The organism is Edwardsiella hoshinae NBRC 105699 = ATCC 33379 (assembly GCF_000474215.1).
GTDB classification, from domain to species: Bacteria; Pseudomonadota; Gammaproteobacteria; order Enterobacterales; family Enterobacteriaceae; genus Edwardsiella; species Edwardsiella hoshinae.
In genome coordinates this window covers 149451-162943 of sequence record NZ_BAUC01000020.1, presented here as the reverse complement: position 1 = coordinate 162943, position 13493 = coordinate 149451, and the positions used below count along the sequence as shown (strand labels likewise).

The window sequence follows — 13493 nt, the reverse complement described above, 5'->3', positions numbered from 1 at the left end:
TGTCGAGCGAGGCGAGGTTAGCCACATCCGACGCGTACGCGGTATTTCCACGCATCTGACGCCGCCTCACACCGTCAGGCTTGCCATCCGGCGCCACATTCGTTATATCTCACCACTTGTCGGTAAATTAAGGTAGTAAGTGGATGCGTAATGCGATTTGTGTCTTTTGCGGCGCCAGCGACGGCGTGGCTGAGCGGTATGTCGCCAGCGCCCGCCAATTAGGGCAAACCTTGGCCCGGGAGGGACGAACGCTGGTCTACGGCGGTGGCCGTAAGGGGTTAATGGGCGTCGTGGCAGACGCCGCGCTGGCGGCCGGCGGCGAGGTTCATGGCGTGATCCCGCAGCGGCTGGTTGAAGCCGAGACCGCGCACCACGGTCTGACCTCACTGGAGATCGTCCCGGATATGCACGCGCGCAAGGCGCGCATGGCGGCACGCGCCGACGGCTTCATCGCGCTGCCGGGCGGTATCGGAACCCTGGAGGAGTTGTTTGAAATCTGGACCTGGGGACAGATAGGCTGCCATGACAAGCCAGTCGGCCTGCTGGATGTCGGCGATTACTATAGCCGTCTACGCGATTTCTTGCGCTATAGCGCCGACGAAGGCTTTATTCGTCCCCCCTATCTCGCCACGCTGTTGCACGATGACGACGCAGCCAGCCTACTGCGCGCCTTCGATGTCTACCAGCCACATCATCTAAACCGCTGGGCGTAACGGGGGCAATACCCCCACACAGCACAAGGTTCAGCTGACGCCCGCCATCTGCTACCATGCGGGCACCCTTATTCAACGGCCAAGACCCATGAAGTTTATCTCTTTCAACATCAACGGACTGCGCGCCCGTCCCCATCAGTTAGCGGCGATCGTGGAGAAACATAATCCGGACGTGATCGGTCTTCAGGAGACCAAGGTACATGACGATATGTTTCCGCTCCAGGAGCTGGCCCCGCTCGGCTACCATCTGCACTACCATGGCCAGAAAGGGCATTATGGCGTCGCCCTACTGACCCGCATGGCCCCCTTGGCGGTACGCAAAGGCTTCCCGGGCGACGATGACGACGCGCAGCGGCGCATCATCATGGCCGATATTCCGACGGAACAGGGCATACTCACGGTCATCAACGGCTATTTCCCGCAGGGAGAAAGCCGTGACCATCCGCTGAAGTTCCCGGCCAAGAGCAAGTTCTACGCCGATCTACAGGATTATCTGCAACAATGCCTGACCCCGCAGGATCAGGTGCTGATCATGGGCGACATGAACATCAGCCCGGCCGACATCGACATCGGTATCGGCGACGAGAACCGCCGGCGTTGGCTGCGTAGCGGCAAATGCTCCTTCTTGCCGGAAGAGCACGCCTGGATGGAGCGCCTGCTGAACTGGGGACTGGTCGATACTTACCGTCAAGCCAATCCCGAGCGCGCCGATCGTTTCTCCTGGTTCGACTACCGCTCTAAGGGCTTCGACGATAACCGTGGACTGCGCATCGATCTGCTGCTCGCCAGCCAACCGCTGGCACAGCGCTGCGTTGATACCGGCATCGACTATCAGATCCGGGCAATGGAGAAACCCTCCGACCATGCCCCGATCTGGGCCGAGTTCGCGTTATCATGATGGCGCAGGGAGAGGAGAAGATCCTGCATGTCGTCGCGGCGATTATCGAACGGCAGGGACGTATCCTGCTGGCGCAACGTGGTGCCCGCCAGGATCAGTCTGGCTTGTGGGAGTTTCCCGGCGGAAAGGTCGAGGTGGGGGAGAGCCAGCCTCAGGCGTTGCAGCGTGAACTGGAGGAGGAGTTGGGACTAACCTGCCAGGTGAGCGACTATGTCGCCAGCAGCACCCTACTCCAGCCAGGCCGGCGCATCCATCTGCATGCCTGGCGGGTACAACCCGATGCGGGCGAGCCCCAGGCGCGAGAGCACGCCGCGTTGCATTGGGTCAGTCCACAACAGGCGCTGGACTATCCGTTGGCGCCGGCGGACGTACCGCTGCTGCACGCTTATCTGGCGCTGTTGGCGCGCTTTGCGCGCGACGCTTAACGCCAAATCACGGGGTAGGCTCCTCCCCGGGAGTTACCCCTTCTTCAACACCACCCAACGGAGATTATTGGTGCTCAGCAGCTGCGGATTCGCCTGGCATTGCAACAACAGGCCATCGACAGCGACCACCGCGCCCTCCGAATAGTAACGATCCTGGTACAGGCAACAGCGGCTACAGGTTATGCTCGCCCCCCCGTTGTTATCGCCGTTAGCGGGCATCGGCACCACCACATCAACGCCACCGGCGGCCACGGCGGCCGTCCCCGCCTGAACGGTGTTAGCGGCCCCCCCATTGGTCGAGAGCGTTACCTCTGCTTGAAGCGCGGCGCTCCACAACAGCGCGCCTAGCGCCACGATTACGGCCTGTTTCATGTTTCTTTCTTCCTCTTTTTAGCTGCGGTTGCTCGCCCCGGCGCGCGGCGCGCTGTCCCTGCTTTAACGGGCGGCAGATGGCGAAATGCACGGGGATCCACCGCGGTACGCGCCTGATGGATCAACTGTTGTAGCGTCTCCACCAGCGGGTGCATAAAGTCCTGATAGCGGCATCCCTTCTCACTGATCTTGGTCAGCGTCGACTCCCAATGGGCCGTCATATCTGGACGTCCCGCCATCTCCGGCAGGCAGTGGATCAACGCCTTGCCCGCCTCACTGGCGTGGATGTTACGCCCCTTCTTCTCCAAGAATCCCCGGCGGAACAACAGCTCGATGATCCCGGCACGCGTGGCCTCGGTCCCTAAACCATCGGTCGCTCGCAGGATTTTCTTTAGCGATTTATCCTGCACGAAGCGGGCGATCCCGGTCATCGCCGACAATAAGGTCGCATCGGTGAAAGGACGCGGCGGCTGGGTCTGGCGTGCCATCAACTCGCCGTGCTCGCAATGCAGCACGTCGTCGCGCGCCACCACCGGCAGCGGCATCCCCTCGTCCTCATCGTCGCGCTCCTTAGCACCGAGCAGGGCGCGCCAGCCGGGCGCCGCCAGGAAGCGCGCCTTGGCGCAGAACTTTCCTCCGGCGATCGCCAGATCGATGACACACTTGCGGTATTGCGCGTCGGGACAAAATTGCATCAGATACTGGCGCGCCACCAGTTGGTAGATGTTGCGCTCGTCCGCCGACAGTGAAACGTTGCCGCCGCGCGCGGTGGGAATGATGGCATGGTGAGCGTCCACCTTGCTGTCATCCCAGCAACGATTGTGCCGTTCGGCATCGACCGCCGCCAGATCGGCCAACTCCGGCGCATGGCTGGCGATGGCGGCCATAACCGCATGACGACCGGCGAAGTGCTCCTCCGGCAGATGGCGACTGTCGGAGCGTGGGTAGGTGAGCAACTTGTGAGTCTCATACAGGCGCTGACAGATATCGAGTACCTGCTGGGCGCTCAGGGCGAAACGTTTAGCGGCCTCGATCTGCAAGGCCGAAAGGGAGAACGGCAACGGCGCCACCTCCGACTCGCGCTTATCCTGGTAACCGGTTACCCGCGCCGGTTGATCGGCGATGCGTGCGATGACGTGCTCGGCCAGCGCCCGGTTGAGCAGGCGTCCCTCCTCGTCCTGGTAGGGCTCACAGGCCTCGCTCGGCTGCCACTGCGCCCAGAAGCGTTCGCCCGCCGGGGTCACGATGTGCGCCCGTACTTCGTAGTAATCCTTCGCCACGAAGTGTGCGATCTCCTCATCGCGCCGTACCACCAGTCCCAGCACCGGCGTCTGCACCCGCCCGACGGAAAGCACACCGTTATACCCGGCATTGCGCCCCAATAGGGTATAGGCGCGTGTCATGTTGATGCCATACAGCCAGTCGGCGCGCGCGCGCGCCAGCGCCGAGACGCACAACGGCATGAACTCATGGTTGTCGCGCAGCCGTTCCAGCGCCCGCGCCACAGCCTGGGGATTGAGATCATTGATCAGACAGCGCTGCACCTGACGGCGCCGCTCCGGTGCCAGAGCCAGGAAGTCGAGCACCTCATCCACCAGCAACTGCCCCTCGCGATCCGGGTCACCGGCATGTACCACCTGTTGCGCGTCGCGCAGCAGGCGTTCGATCACTTTCAGTTGCTTGGCGCTTGATGCCTTAGGGCGTAGCTGCCACTTCTGCGGCACGATGGGAAGATCGGCCAGATTCCAACGGGCATAACGGGCGTCATAGGCGTCCGGCTCAGCCTGCTCCAACAAGTGGCCGACACACCAGGTGACGACATCATCATGACCGCATTGGATGTAGCCATCCGCTCGCCGGTGGGGCTTCGGCAGTACATCGGCGATGGCACGCCCCAGACTCGGTTTTTCCGCAATAAACAGCCGCATCGGTCACCTTAATTCTGGCCGAGGGAAAGGAGATAGTCCCGTACGGCGGCATAATCGCCGCGAAAGACGATACGCGCCGCCTTCTTCTCCAACTGATAGCCGTACATCGGATCGTAATAGTCCTGCAACAGCGGTACCAACCAGGCCAGGTGTGCTTCGCTGCCGTCACCGTCCCGTTGCCGTTGCAACGCCCGCGTCAAATGACCATCCAGCTCAGCATAGCGCTCCAGCCCCAGACGGCGGCGGATGGCGAACAGCCCATGGTGCAGATATTCGGCGTAGGCCTGCCAGCCCGCCTCGCGCCCGTAGGTGCGCTCATACTCCACGCGCATCAGATCGATATACTCCTCTTGCAGACGCGCCAGGCGTGCCTCGAAGGGCTCTTCAACTACCGCCACCGGCGCCTGCTGCATCGCATTGTACAAGCACAGTGGAATATGGTTGGAGCCGATCACCCGCCCTTCATCCTCCAGTATCCAACGCCGAATGCCGGCGCGCTGCTGTTTTAGCAGCGCGATACCCAGCTGGTTCTCGAAGTCGACCTGGCTGCCCTGCGCCACCACGACACGCCCGAAGGAGGAGCCGCGATGACGCGCCGCCCCCTCCAGATCGATGCCGCCCGGCAGCTCGCGCAGCATCCGTGTCTTGCCACAGCCAGTGTTACCGCCGATCAGTACCATCGGCAGCGTGGCAGCCTGCTCAGTGTGCTGCATCACCGCCTGGCGCAATGCCTTATAACCGCCTTCGATCAGCGGATAATCCACCCCCGCCTCGCGCAACCACTGCTGCACGATATGCGAACGCAGGCCACCGCGGAAGCAATAGAGGTAGCCACTTGGCTGGCGCCGACACTGCGCCAGCCAAGCGTCGATACGCGCGGCGCGTACCTCGCCATATACCAGACGATTACCCAAGGCGATGGCCGCTTCCTGGCCCTGTTGCTTGTAACAGATGCCCACCGCCTCACGTTCGCTGTCCAACATCAACGGCAAATTACAGGCGCTGGGGAAAGCTCCAGCCTGGAACTCGACTGGAGCGCGCACGTCGATCAGCGGCGTGTCGGCGGCCAGGATGGCGAGATAGTCCGTGCCATCCGGACGGGTTACTGCCGCATCGATCATCCGTGAACCTCGATCAACGGCTCGCCGGCGCGCGGCGCATGTAGCTCGCCGATGGCGCTCAGGGTCAGGCCATGACGCGCCGCAATCTCACGCACCGCCGCTTCAGCGTCCGGCGCCACCGCCAACAACAGGCCGCCGGAGGTTTGCGGATCGCACAACAATTGACGCTGAAGATCGCTCATCGGGCCGACCAGGTGGCCATAACTGTCAAAGTTACGTCCGGTACCGCCCGGTACACAACCCTGCGCGATGTAGGCTTCGACACCCGGCAGACGCGGGATCTGATCGAACCACAACGTCGCCTGGAGATCAGAGCCCTGGCAAATTTCGCTCAAGTGGCCTAACAGACCAAAGCCGGTGACATCGGTCATAGCGGTAACCCCGGCGATGTCGGCGAAATCGGCGCCAGGACGGTTCAACTGACACATGGTGTCGCGCGCCAACCCTTGGTGCTCCGGCAGCAGGCAACTGCGCTTCTCGGCGGTGGTCAAGACCCCAATGCCCAGCGGCTTGGTCAGGTAGAGGCGGCAACCGGCCTGCGCCGCGCTGTTTTTCTTCACGCGCTCGGTGCTGACCGTCCCGGTAACCGCCAGGCCGAAGATCGGCTCCGGCGCGTCGATGGAATGACCGCCAGCCAGCGAAATCCCCGCTTCCCGGCAGACTTGACGCCCGCCTTCGATCACCTGACGGGCGATCTCCGGCGCCAGCTTATCCAGCGGCCAACCGAGGATGGCGATCGCCATGATCGGTTTCCCGCCCATAGCATAGATATCGCTGATGGCATTGGTAGCCGCGATACGGCCAAAATCATACGGATCATCCACGATCGGCATGAAGAAGTCGGTGGTGCTGATGATGCCAACCCCGTTGCCGATGTCGTAAACCGCCGCGTCGTCGCGCGTCTCATTGCCCACCAGCAGGTGGGGATCGACAAACTTAGCCTGCTCGCTGTGCAGGATGGACTCCAATACTTTCGGCGAGATCTTGCAGCCACATCCCGCCCCATGGCTGTACTGTGTCAAACGAATGGCCGGCGCAGTCATACCCTACTCCTCTCCATCAAGAAAAATAAAATCGCGCTATGGTAACGCCAGCGCAGGAAATTGATAAGCAACGGGATCAATAACCCCGCCGAGTATAGTTAGGCAAACGGTTACGCGCGCAGTAAATGGTCGCCGTCGCCCGCCCCGGCCGCCCCCGGCACCGCGAACGACGAGGCGCAGAGAACAGCAGGCGTCAGAATGCACGCACGAAGGCGCGGCTATCCAGCGGTTGTAAACGGGCGGCCTTCAGTTGCGGCGTGCCCAGGTAGAGAAAGCCAACGATGGTATCCTGAGGACGGCAACCGAACGCCGCACGCACCCGCGGATGCGTGACCCAGTGACCGCTACGCCAGATACCGTTAAAGCCTTGCGCCTGGGCGGCCATCTGCATCGCCATCACCGCGCAACTGGCCGAGGCCACCTGCTCCCACTGCGGCACCCGACTCTCGACATCGCAATGGGCGATCACCGTGATGATCAGCGGCGCGCGGAATGGCGCCTTACGCGCCTTCTCGATCCCCTTGTCATCGAATCCCTCCTCGACGGCAATAGCGTGCAACAACGCGCTGAGTCGTTCCTGCCCTTCCCCCTGTACGGTGACGAAACGCCAGGGCTGCAATCCCTTGTGGTCCGGTGCTCGCAGCCCGGCTTGAAAGATATTTTCCAGTACCGGCCCCGCCGGAGCCGGCTCGCTCAGGCGCGAGGCGGAACGGCGTTGCAACAGTAACGTTAAGGCGTCCATAACACTCTCCTGTGGACAAAACGGATAACAAGCAACGAGGTTAAATCGAGGTTGCGGCGATTATCCGCCGCAGCGTGCCAAGATGCCAGTCCCACGCGGCGCAATGCGTACGCATAACGGCACAGCCTCGCGCCGCGCACCATCTCAACGCTGACATTTTTCTCCTCCCCCGTTAGGATAGCGTGACTACAACTCGTTATCTGGAGCTTACATGCGCGTGCTATGGCGCTACATCGCCGGAACGTTTCGCGGGTGTTGGCGGATACTGAACTTTATCCGCGAATTCATCCTGAACCTGTTCCTTCTACTGCTGATCCTAATTGGCGTCGGCATTTACCTGCAACTACAAGACAAACCGGCCGCCCCGATGAGCAAGGGCGCGTTACTGGTCGATCTCAACGGTGTGGTGGTCGACAACCCCACCTTGAGCAACAAGTTCGGCCAGCTAGGGCGTGAATTGTTGGGCATGCGTGGCAATACCCTACAAGAAAACTCGCTGTTCGACCTGGTGGCGACCCTGCGTCAGGCCAAGGATGATGCCAACATCACCGGGCTGGTGTTGTCCCTGAATAACTTCGCCGGGGCCGATCAACCATCGCTGCGTTACATCGGCAAGGCCTTACGTGAGTTCCGCGCCAGCGGCAAGCCGATCATTGCGATAGGCGAAAGCTACACCCAGGCGCAATACTTCCTGGCCAGCTACGCCGACAAGATCTACCTCTCGCCGCAAGGTAGCGTCGCCCTCCAAGGGATGGCGACGAATAACCTCTACTATAAGAGCCTGCTGGACAAGTTGGACGTCAGCACCCACATCTTCCGCGTAGGCACCTATAAGTCGGCGGTCGAACCGCTGATGCGCGACCAGATGTCGCCGCAGGCGCGCAGCGCCGACAGCCAGTGGTTGCATGGCATGTGGAATAACTACCTGACCACCGTCGCCGCCAATCGCCACCTCTCGGTGCAGCAACTGTTCCCCGGTGCTGAGCAGTTACTCAAAGGGCTACAGGCCACCGGCGGTGACCTGGCGCAGTACGCCGTGCTGCATCGTTGGGTCGATGGATTAGCGTCACGCACCGAGGCGGAAGGGCTCCTGGCGAAACAGTTCGGTTGGGACGCCCAGGCGCGCAACTATCGCCACATCAGTCTGTATGACTACTCACTGAGGACGCCGCAATCCGGCAAGGGACAGATCGCGGTGATCTTCGCCAGCGGACCGATCATCGACGGCGAAGCAACGCCGGGCAGTGTCGGCGGCGACACTACCGCCGACCAGATCCGCCAGGCGCGCCTCGACCCGGCAATACGGGCGATCATCCTGCGTGTCAACAGCCCCGGCGGCAGCGTGACCGCCTCCGAAGAGATCCGCAGCGAACTGGCCGCCGCCCGTAGCGCCGGCAAGCCCGTCGTCGTCTCCATGGGGGGACTGGCTGCCTCCGGTGGCTACTGGATCTCGACCCCGGCCAACTACATCGTCGCCAGTCCGACCACGCTCACCGGCTCGATCGGCATCTTCGGGGTGATCAATACCTTCGAGAAGCCGCTGAACAAGCTAGGGATCTACACCGATGGCGTTGCCACCTCGTCGCTGGCCGACACCGCGCTGACCAAGGCGTTGCCGCAAAGCGTCAGCGATCTGATGCAGCTAACCATCGCCAATGGCTATCAGCGCTTCATCAACCTGGTGGCCGACGCCCGCCATAAGACGGCGGAACAGGTCGATCAGATCGCCCAAGGCCGGGTCTGGCTCGGTGTCGATGCCAAGGCTAATGGCTTAGTCGATCAGTTAGGCGACTTCGACGACGCCGTCAGCAAGGCCGCGCAACTGGCAGGGATCAAGCAGCCGCGTCTGCAATGGTACGTCGACACACCAAGCTTCGGCGAGATGCTACTTAGCCAGCTAACCGGTTCGGTGCAGGCATCCTTGCCGCAAGCGTTGCAAGGCGTGGTGCCCGCTTCACTGCTTCAGCTGTCGCGCCAAATCGCGGCGCAGAGCGACTGGGTCGCCTCGCTTAACGATCCGCAGCAACGTTATGCGCTCTGCCTGACCTGTAGCGAAATCCGCTAATCCCGCCCCTGACGGGGAGCCCTCTGCGCAACGCGATGGGTTCCCCACAGGATGCGCCTTGCCCATGTCCCTTAATCTGGCCAAGTAGCACGCCATGAGCGATACGCGCATGCACCGACGTCCGCGTTCAAATCTTGGTTAAATCACTCCCCTTGGTGGTAACACAGCTTTTTTTCTGCCGTATTATCCCTATAATCCACGCATAGTTGCGCATCTGCGCCCAGCAACGGCGAATTTTCTGTCATGCAAAAAAAATCTATCTATGTGGCCTACACTGGCGGCACCATTGGCATGCAACGTTCCGCACACGGCTATATTCCGGTCTCTGGCCACCTTCAGCGCCAACTGGCGCAGATGCCGGAGTTCCACCGCCCAGAGATGCCGGATTTCACCATCCACGAATACCAGCCACTGATCGACTCGTCAGACACCACCCCCGCCGACTGGCAGCATATCGCCGACGACATTCAGGCCAATTACGCGCACTACGACGGCTTCGTCATTCTGCATGGCACCGACACCATGGCGTTTACCGCCTCGGCGTTGTCGTTCATGTTTGAACACCTTGCTAAGCCGGTGATCGTCACCGGTTCGCAGATCCCGCTGGCCGAGTTGCGCTCCGACGGGCAGACCAACCTACTGAACGCCCTGTACCTGGCGGCCAACTACCCGATCAATGAGGTGTCGCTGTTCTTCAACAACAAACTGTTTCGCGGCAACCGTACTACCAAGGCGCACGCCGACGGCTTCGATGCTTTCGCCTCGCCCAATTACCCAATGCTGCTAGAGGCCGGGATCAACATTCGCCGTGTCGCTCCCCTGGTCACCCCGCTGCATCAGGCTCCGTTCCAGGTTCATCCCATCACGCCGCAGCCTATCGGGGTAGTCACCCTCTACCCCGGTATCTCCGCCGATGTGGTACGCAACTTCCTGCGTCAACCGGTGCGGGCGCTGATCTTGCGCTCCTACGGCGTAGGTAACGCACCGCAAAACCCGGAGCTGCTAGACGAACTGAAGCAAGCCGCCCAGCGTGGCATCGTCGTGGTCAACCTGACGCAATGCTTCTCCGGACGCGTAAACATGGAGGGTTACGCCACCGGCAATGCGTTGGCACATGCCGGTGTGATCAGCGGTTTCGACATGACGGTTGAGGCGGCACTGACTAAACTGCATTATCTGTTAAGCCAATCACTCGCCACCGATGCAATCCGCCATCTGATGCAACAGGATCTGCGCGGCGAGCTGAGCGAGAATTCCTAGGACGGCCCCATTACGAAATAGGCCGGCTCTAGTCACACAACCATGGGAGAAAGACCGATGTCCGCCGCACTTTTGCTGATCGATCTACAGAATGATTTTTGTCCCCAGGGCGCCCTGGCGGTGCCACGGGGCGATGAGGTCATCCCCGTGGCCCTACAGGCAGTCGAGATGGCCCGCCGAGACGGAATCCCAGTGATCGCCACCCAGGACTGGCACCCCGCCGATCACGGCAGCTTCGCCACGCAAAGCGGCGGCCAGGTAGGTGCCCAGGGAGAATTGAACGGTCTACCCCAGGTATGGTGGCCGGATCACTGTGTACAGAATACCATCGGCGCCGCCTTCCACCCGGCGTTGCGTGATACCGCCTTCGACTTCGTGGTGCACAAGGGCAGTGAGGCGGCGGTAGACAGCTATAGCGCTTTCTTCGACAACGGCCAACGCGCCGCCACGGCATTACACGCCTGGCTGCAACAGCACGGCATCACTCATCTGTGGTTACTGGGACTGGCAACTGACTACTGCGTAAAGTTTTCGGTTTTAGACGCACTGCGTCTGGGGTATCGCGTCACGGTGATCCAAGACGGATGCCGTGGGGTTGACCTGACGGAGGGCGACAGCGATCGCGCTCTGACGGAGATGCAGGCTGCCGGGGCCACCCTGACGACCCTGGACGCTATCCCCAGCCTGGCATGATCCCTAGCCGCCTGGTGTCGGAACCGGACACTCAACGACAAGGCGGCGTCTTTCCTTCTCGCCTGCTATTCCTCGACGCGGCGCACCGTCAAGGGAGCCGCTGACGAGACGAATTGCGCCTTGAGCGCCTGTTTACTCTTCATCTCGATCTCGCCCCGGGTGTTCACCGTCAGATGCTCGGCCTGATGGTTATGCCGAGACTGGTAAAGCATCACGATTTGCATCGCCTGCGCACGCTGCTGCTCGCTCAGACGATGCCCTTCCGGCCAACGCCCCAACTCCACCGCGCTCAGCAAACGCTGATAGACATCATCGTTCATTATTGAGAGCAAACGCTCAATATCCATAATTCCTCACTAATATCTTCTTTGCTGAATCGCTTCACCCTGGTATTATCAGTCGCAGATATCACGGTGCTAGCCCGCAGTCCAACTGTCATCGGCGGCGGCGTGGAAATGCAACGCGGCGGAATTGACGCAATAACGCTCACCCGTCGGTGCCGGGCCATCGGCAAACAGATGGCCCAAGTGCGCATCACAATGCGCGCAGCGGATCTCGGTGCGCCGCATATGGTGTGAATGGTCATCCAAGTAGCGGATGGCATCGGGCTGGTAGGGGCGAAAAAAGCTCGGCCAGCCGCATCCCGACTCATATTTACTGTCGGAATAGAATAAGGGGCTGTTGCAACACAGGCAGTGGTAGATCCCTTCCTGCTGGTTGTAGAGCAGCTTGCCGCTGAAAGGCGGTTCGGTGCCACGCTCATGCGTCACATAGCGTTGCATCTCGGTTAATTGAGGTGGGGACAAGGAGTGGTTCTCTTTAGCCATGTTATGGTCCGCGGTCTTAAGCCGAATGGATGGAATGACACAGAAAGATTATGCAATCCAACATAACAAACAGTTAACAATAGATCAGCATCATTTGGTCTAAACTGGATGGCTGGAGCGCGGCGAGCGGCAATATTTGTGATAAGCATCACAAACCTATCGCACGCTGGCTTGAGACGGCTTCTCCCGTCCCCATGTATGATGGGATACGGTGAGTTAGGTATCGTGGGCGCTATCTATGCAGTCGCCTGGCGGCTTTGACGTATAGCAACAATTGACACGATTCCGCTTGACGCTCCATAAGGTTTTTGTAATTTTACAGGCAACCTTTTATTCACTAACCAATAGCTGGTGGAATATATGACTATCAAAGTAGGTATCAACGGTTTTGGCCGTATCGGCCGTATTGTTTTCCGTGCTGCTCAGGAACGTTCTGACATCGAAATCGTTGGCATCAACGATCTGCTGGATGCCAACTACATGGCATACATGCTGAAGTACGACTCTACTCACGGTCGTTTCAACGGCACTGTTGAAGTGAAAGATGGCCACCTGATCGTTAACGGTAAAAAAATCCGTGTTACCGCTGAAAGAGATCCGGCTAACCTGAAGTGGGACGAAATCGGTGTTGACGTCGTTGCCGAAGCTACTGGTCTGTTCCTGACCGACGAAACCGCACGTAAACACATCGCTGCCGGTGCTAAGAAAGTCGTAATGACTGGCCCGTCCAAAGATGCTACCCCGATGTTCGTTATGGGCGTAAACCACAAGAACTACGCAGGCCAGGACATCGTTTCCAACGCGTCCTGCACCACCAACTGCCTGGCACCGCTGGCTAAAGTCCTGAACGACAACTTCGGCATCGTTGAAGCCCTGATGACCACCGTTCACGCAACCACCGCGACCCAGAAGACCGTTGATGGTCCGTCCATGAAAGATTGGCGCGGCGGCCGTGGCGCTAGCCAGAACATCATTCCGTCCTCTACCGGCGCTGCCAAAGCTGTTGGCAAGGTTATCCCGGAACTGAACGGCAAACTGACTGGTATGGCTTTCCGCGTTCCGACGCCGAACGTTTCCGTTGTTGACCTGACTGCACGCCTGGCCAAGCCGGCTACCTATCAGCAGATCTGTGACGTAATGAAGGCCGCTTCTGAAGGCGAAATGAAAGGCGTTCTGGGGTACACCGACGAAGCCGTCGTTTCTACCGACTTCAACGGCGAAGTTTGCACCTCTGTGTTTGATGCCGATGCCGGTATCTCCCTGAACGACAACTTCGTGAAACTGGTTTCTTGGTATGACAACGAAACTGGCTACTCCAACAAGGTTCTGGATCTGATCGCGCACATCTCCAAATAAGCGCCAGAGACTGGAATGACGGAAGGGCGACACGAGTCGCCCTTTTTTAT

At 60.1% G+C, this 13493-nt stretch carries 14 protein-coding genes; 7 read left to right on the top strand and 7 right to left on the bottom strand.

The window, feature by feature from the left end; all coding sequences use genetic code 11:
* Positions 1-143 precede the first annotated feature (143 nt).
* The 3 genes from EHO01S_RS09630 to EHO01S_RS09620 all read left to right on the top strand — a co-directional run bounded on the left by EHO01S_RS09630 (position 144) and on the right by EHO01S_RS09620 (position 2036).
* Positions 144-713, top strand: a complete 570-nt coding sequence (locus EHO01S_RS09630) for an LOG family protein (protein ID WP_024523757.1) — start codon at positions 144-146, stop codon at positions 711-713.
* Positions 714-801: 88 nt separating this feature from the next.
* The gene (gene xthA, locus EHO01S_RS09625) at positions 802-1611 is read left to right on the top strand and encodes an exodeoxyribonuclease III (RefSeq protein ID WP_024523756.1); all 810 of its coding nucleotides are present in this window, start codon (positions 802-804) and stop codon (positions 1609-1611) included.
* Positions 1608-2036: a pyrimidine (deoxy)nucleoside triphosphate diphosphatase gene (locus tag EHO01S_RS09620; RefSeq protein ID WP_024523755.1), complete on the top strand. Its 429-nt coding sequence runs from the start codon at positions 1608-1610 to the stop codon at positions 2034-2036. The genes xthA and EHO01S_RS09620 overlap by 4 nt, the downstream gene beginning before the upstream one ends.
* Before the next feature lie 33 nt (positions 2037-2069).
* Here the strand turns inward: EHO01S_RS09620 and EHO01S_RS09615 are convergent, their stop codons facing one another.
* The 5 genes from EHO01S_RS09615 to EHO01S_RS09595 all read right to left on the bottom strand — a co-directional run bounded on the left by EHO01S_RS09615 (position 2070) and on the right by EHO01S_RS09595 (position 7242).
* Positions 2070-2408, bottom strand: coding sequence for a DUF1496 domain-containing protein (locus EHO01S_RS09615; RefSeq protein WP_024523754.1), 339 nt, complete (start codon positions 2406-2408; stop codon positions 2070-2072).
* The gene (locus tag EHO01S_RS09610; protein ID WP_024523753.1) at positions 2405-4336 is read right to left on the bottom strand and encodes a DNA topoisomerase III; all 1932 of its coding nucleotides are present in this window, start codon (positions 4334-4336) and stop codon (positions 2405-2407) included. The genes EHO01S_RS09615 and EHO01S_RS09610 overlap by 4 nt, the downstream gene beginning before the upstream one ends.
* Before the next feature lie 8 nt (positions 4337-4344).
* Positions 4345-5457 carry a tRNA 2-selenouridine(34) synthase MnmH gene (mnmH, locus tag EHO01S_RS09605; protein WP_024523752.1) on the bottom strand — a complete coding sequence of 371 codons (1113 nt, stop codon included), beginning with the start codon at positions 5455-5457 and terminating at the stop codon, positions 4345-4347.
* Complete coding sequence (gene selD / locus EHO01S_RS09600; RefSeq protein ID WP_024523751.1) at positions 5454-6500, bottom strand: selenide, water dikinase SelD; 1047 nt, start codon at positions 6498-6500, stop codon at positions 5454-5456. The genes mnmH and selD overlap by 4 nt, the downstream gene beginning before the upstream one ends.
* 193 nt (positions 6501-6693) lie before the next feature.
* Positions 6694-7242: an NAD(P)H nitroreductase gene (locus tag EHO01S_RS09595; RefSeq protein WP_024523750.1), complete on the bottom strand. Its 549-nt coding sequence runs from the start codon at positions 7240-7242 to the stop codon at positions 6694-6696.
* Between the two features lie 211 nt (positions 7243-7453).
* Between EHO01S_RS09595 and sppA the strand changes: the two genes are divergently transcribed.
* The 3 genes from sppA to pncA all read left to right on the top strand — a co-directional run bounded on the left by sppA (position 7454) and on the right by pncA (position 11260).
* Positions 7454-9307, top strand: a complete 1854-nt coding sequence (gene sppA, locus EHO01S_RS09590; RefSeq protein WP_024523749.1) for a signal peptide peptidase SppA — start codon at positions 7454-7456, stop codon at positions 9305-9307.
* Positions 9308-9550: 243 nt separating this feature from the next.
* On the top strand, positions 9551-10567 hold the full coding sequence (gene ansA / locus EHO01S_RS09585) for an asparaginase (protein WP_024523748.1): 1017 nt from the start codon (positions 9551-9553) through the stop codon (positions 10565-10567).
* Between the two features lie 57 nt (positions 10568-10624).
* A complete protein-coding gene (pncA, locus tag EHO01S_RS09580) occupies positions 10625-11260 on the top strand; it encodes a bifunctional nicotinamidase/pyrazinamidase (protein WP_024523747.1) in 636 nt (211 codons plus the stop codon).
* 65 nt (positions 11261-11325) lie between these two features.
* Here pncA and EHO01S_RS09575 read toward each other — a convergent pair whose 3' ends face one another.
* Positions 11326-11607: a YeaC family protein gene (locus tag EHO01S_RS09575; protein ID WP_024523746.1), complete on the bottom strand. Its 282-nt coding sequence runs from the start codon at positions 11605-11607 to the stop codon at positions 11326-11328.
* 69 nt (positions 11608-11676) lie between these two features.
* A complete protein-coding gene (gene msrB, locus EHO01S_RS09570) occupies positions 11677-12087 on the bottom strand; it encodes a peptide-methionine (R)-S-oxide reductase MsrB (RefSeq protein WP_024523745.1) in 411 nt (136 codons plus the stop codon).
* 360 nt (positions 12088-12447) lie between these two features.
* Here msrB and gapA point away from each other — a divergent pair, with 360 nt between their 5' ends.
* A complete protein-coding gene (gapA, locus tag EHO01S_RS09565) occupies positions 12448-13443 on the top strand; it encodes a glyceraldehyde-3-phosphate dehydrogenase (RefSeq protein ID WP_024523744.1) in 996 nt (331 codons plus the stop codon).
* Positions 13444-13493: the final 50 nt, after the last annotated feature.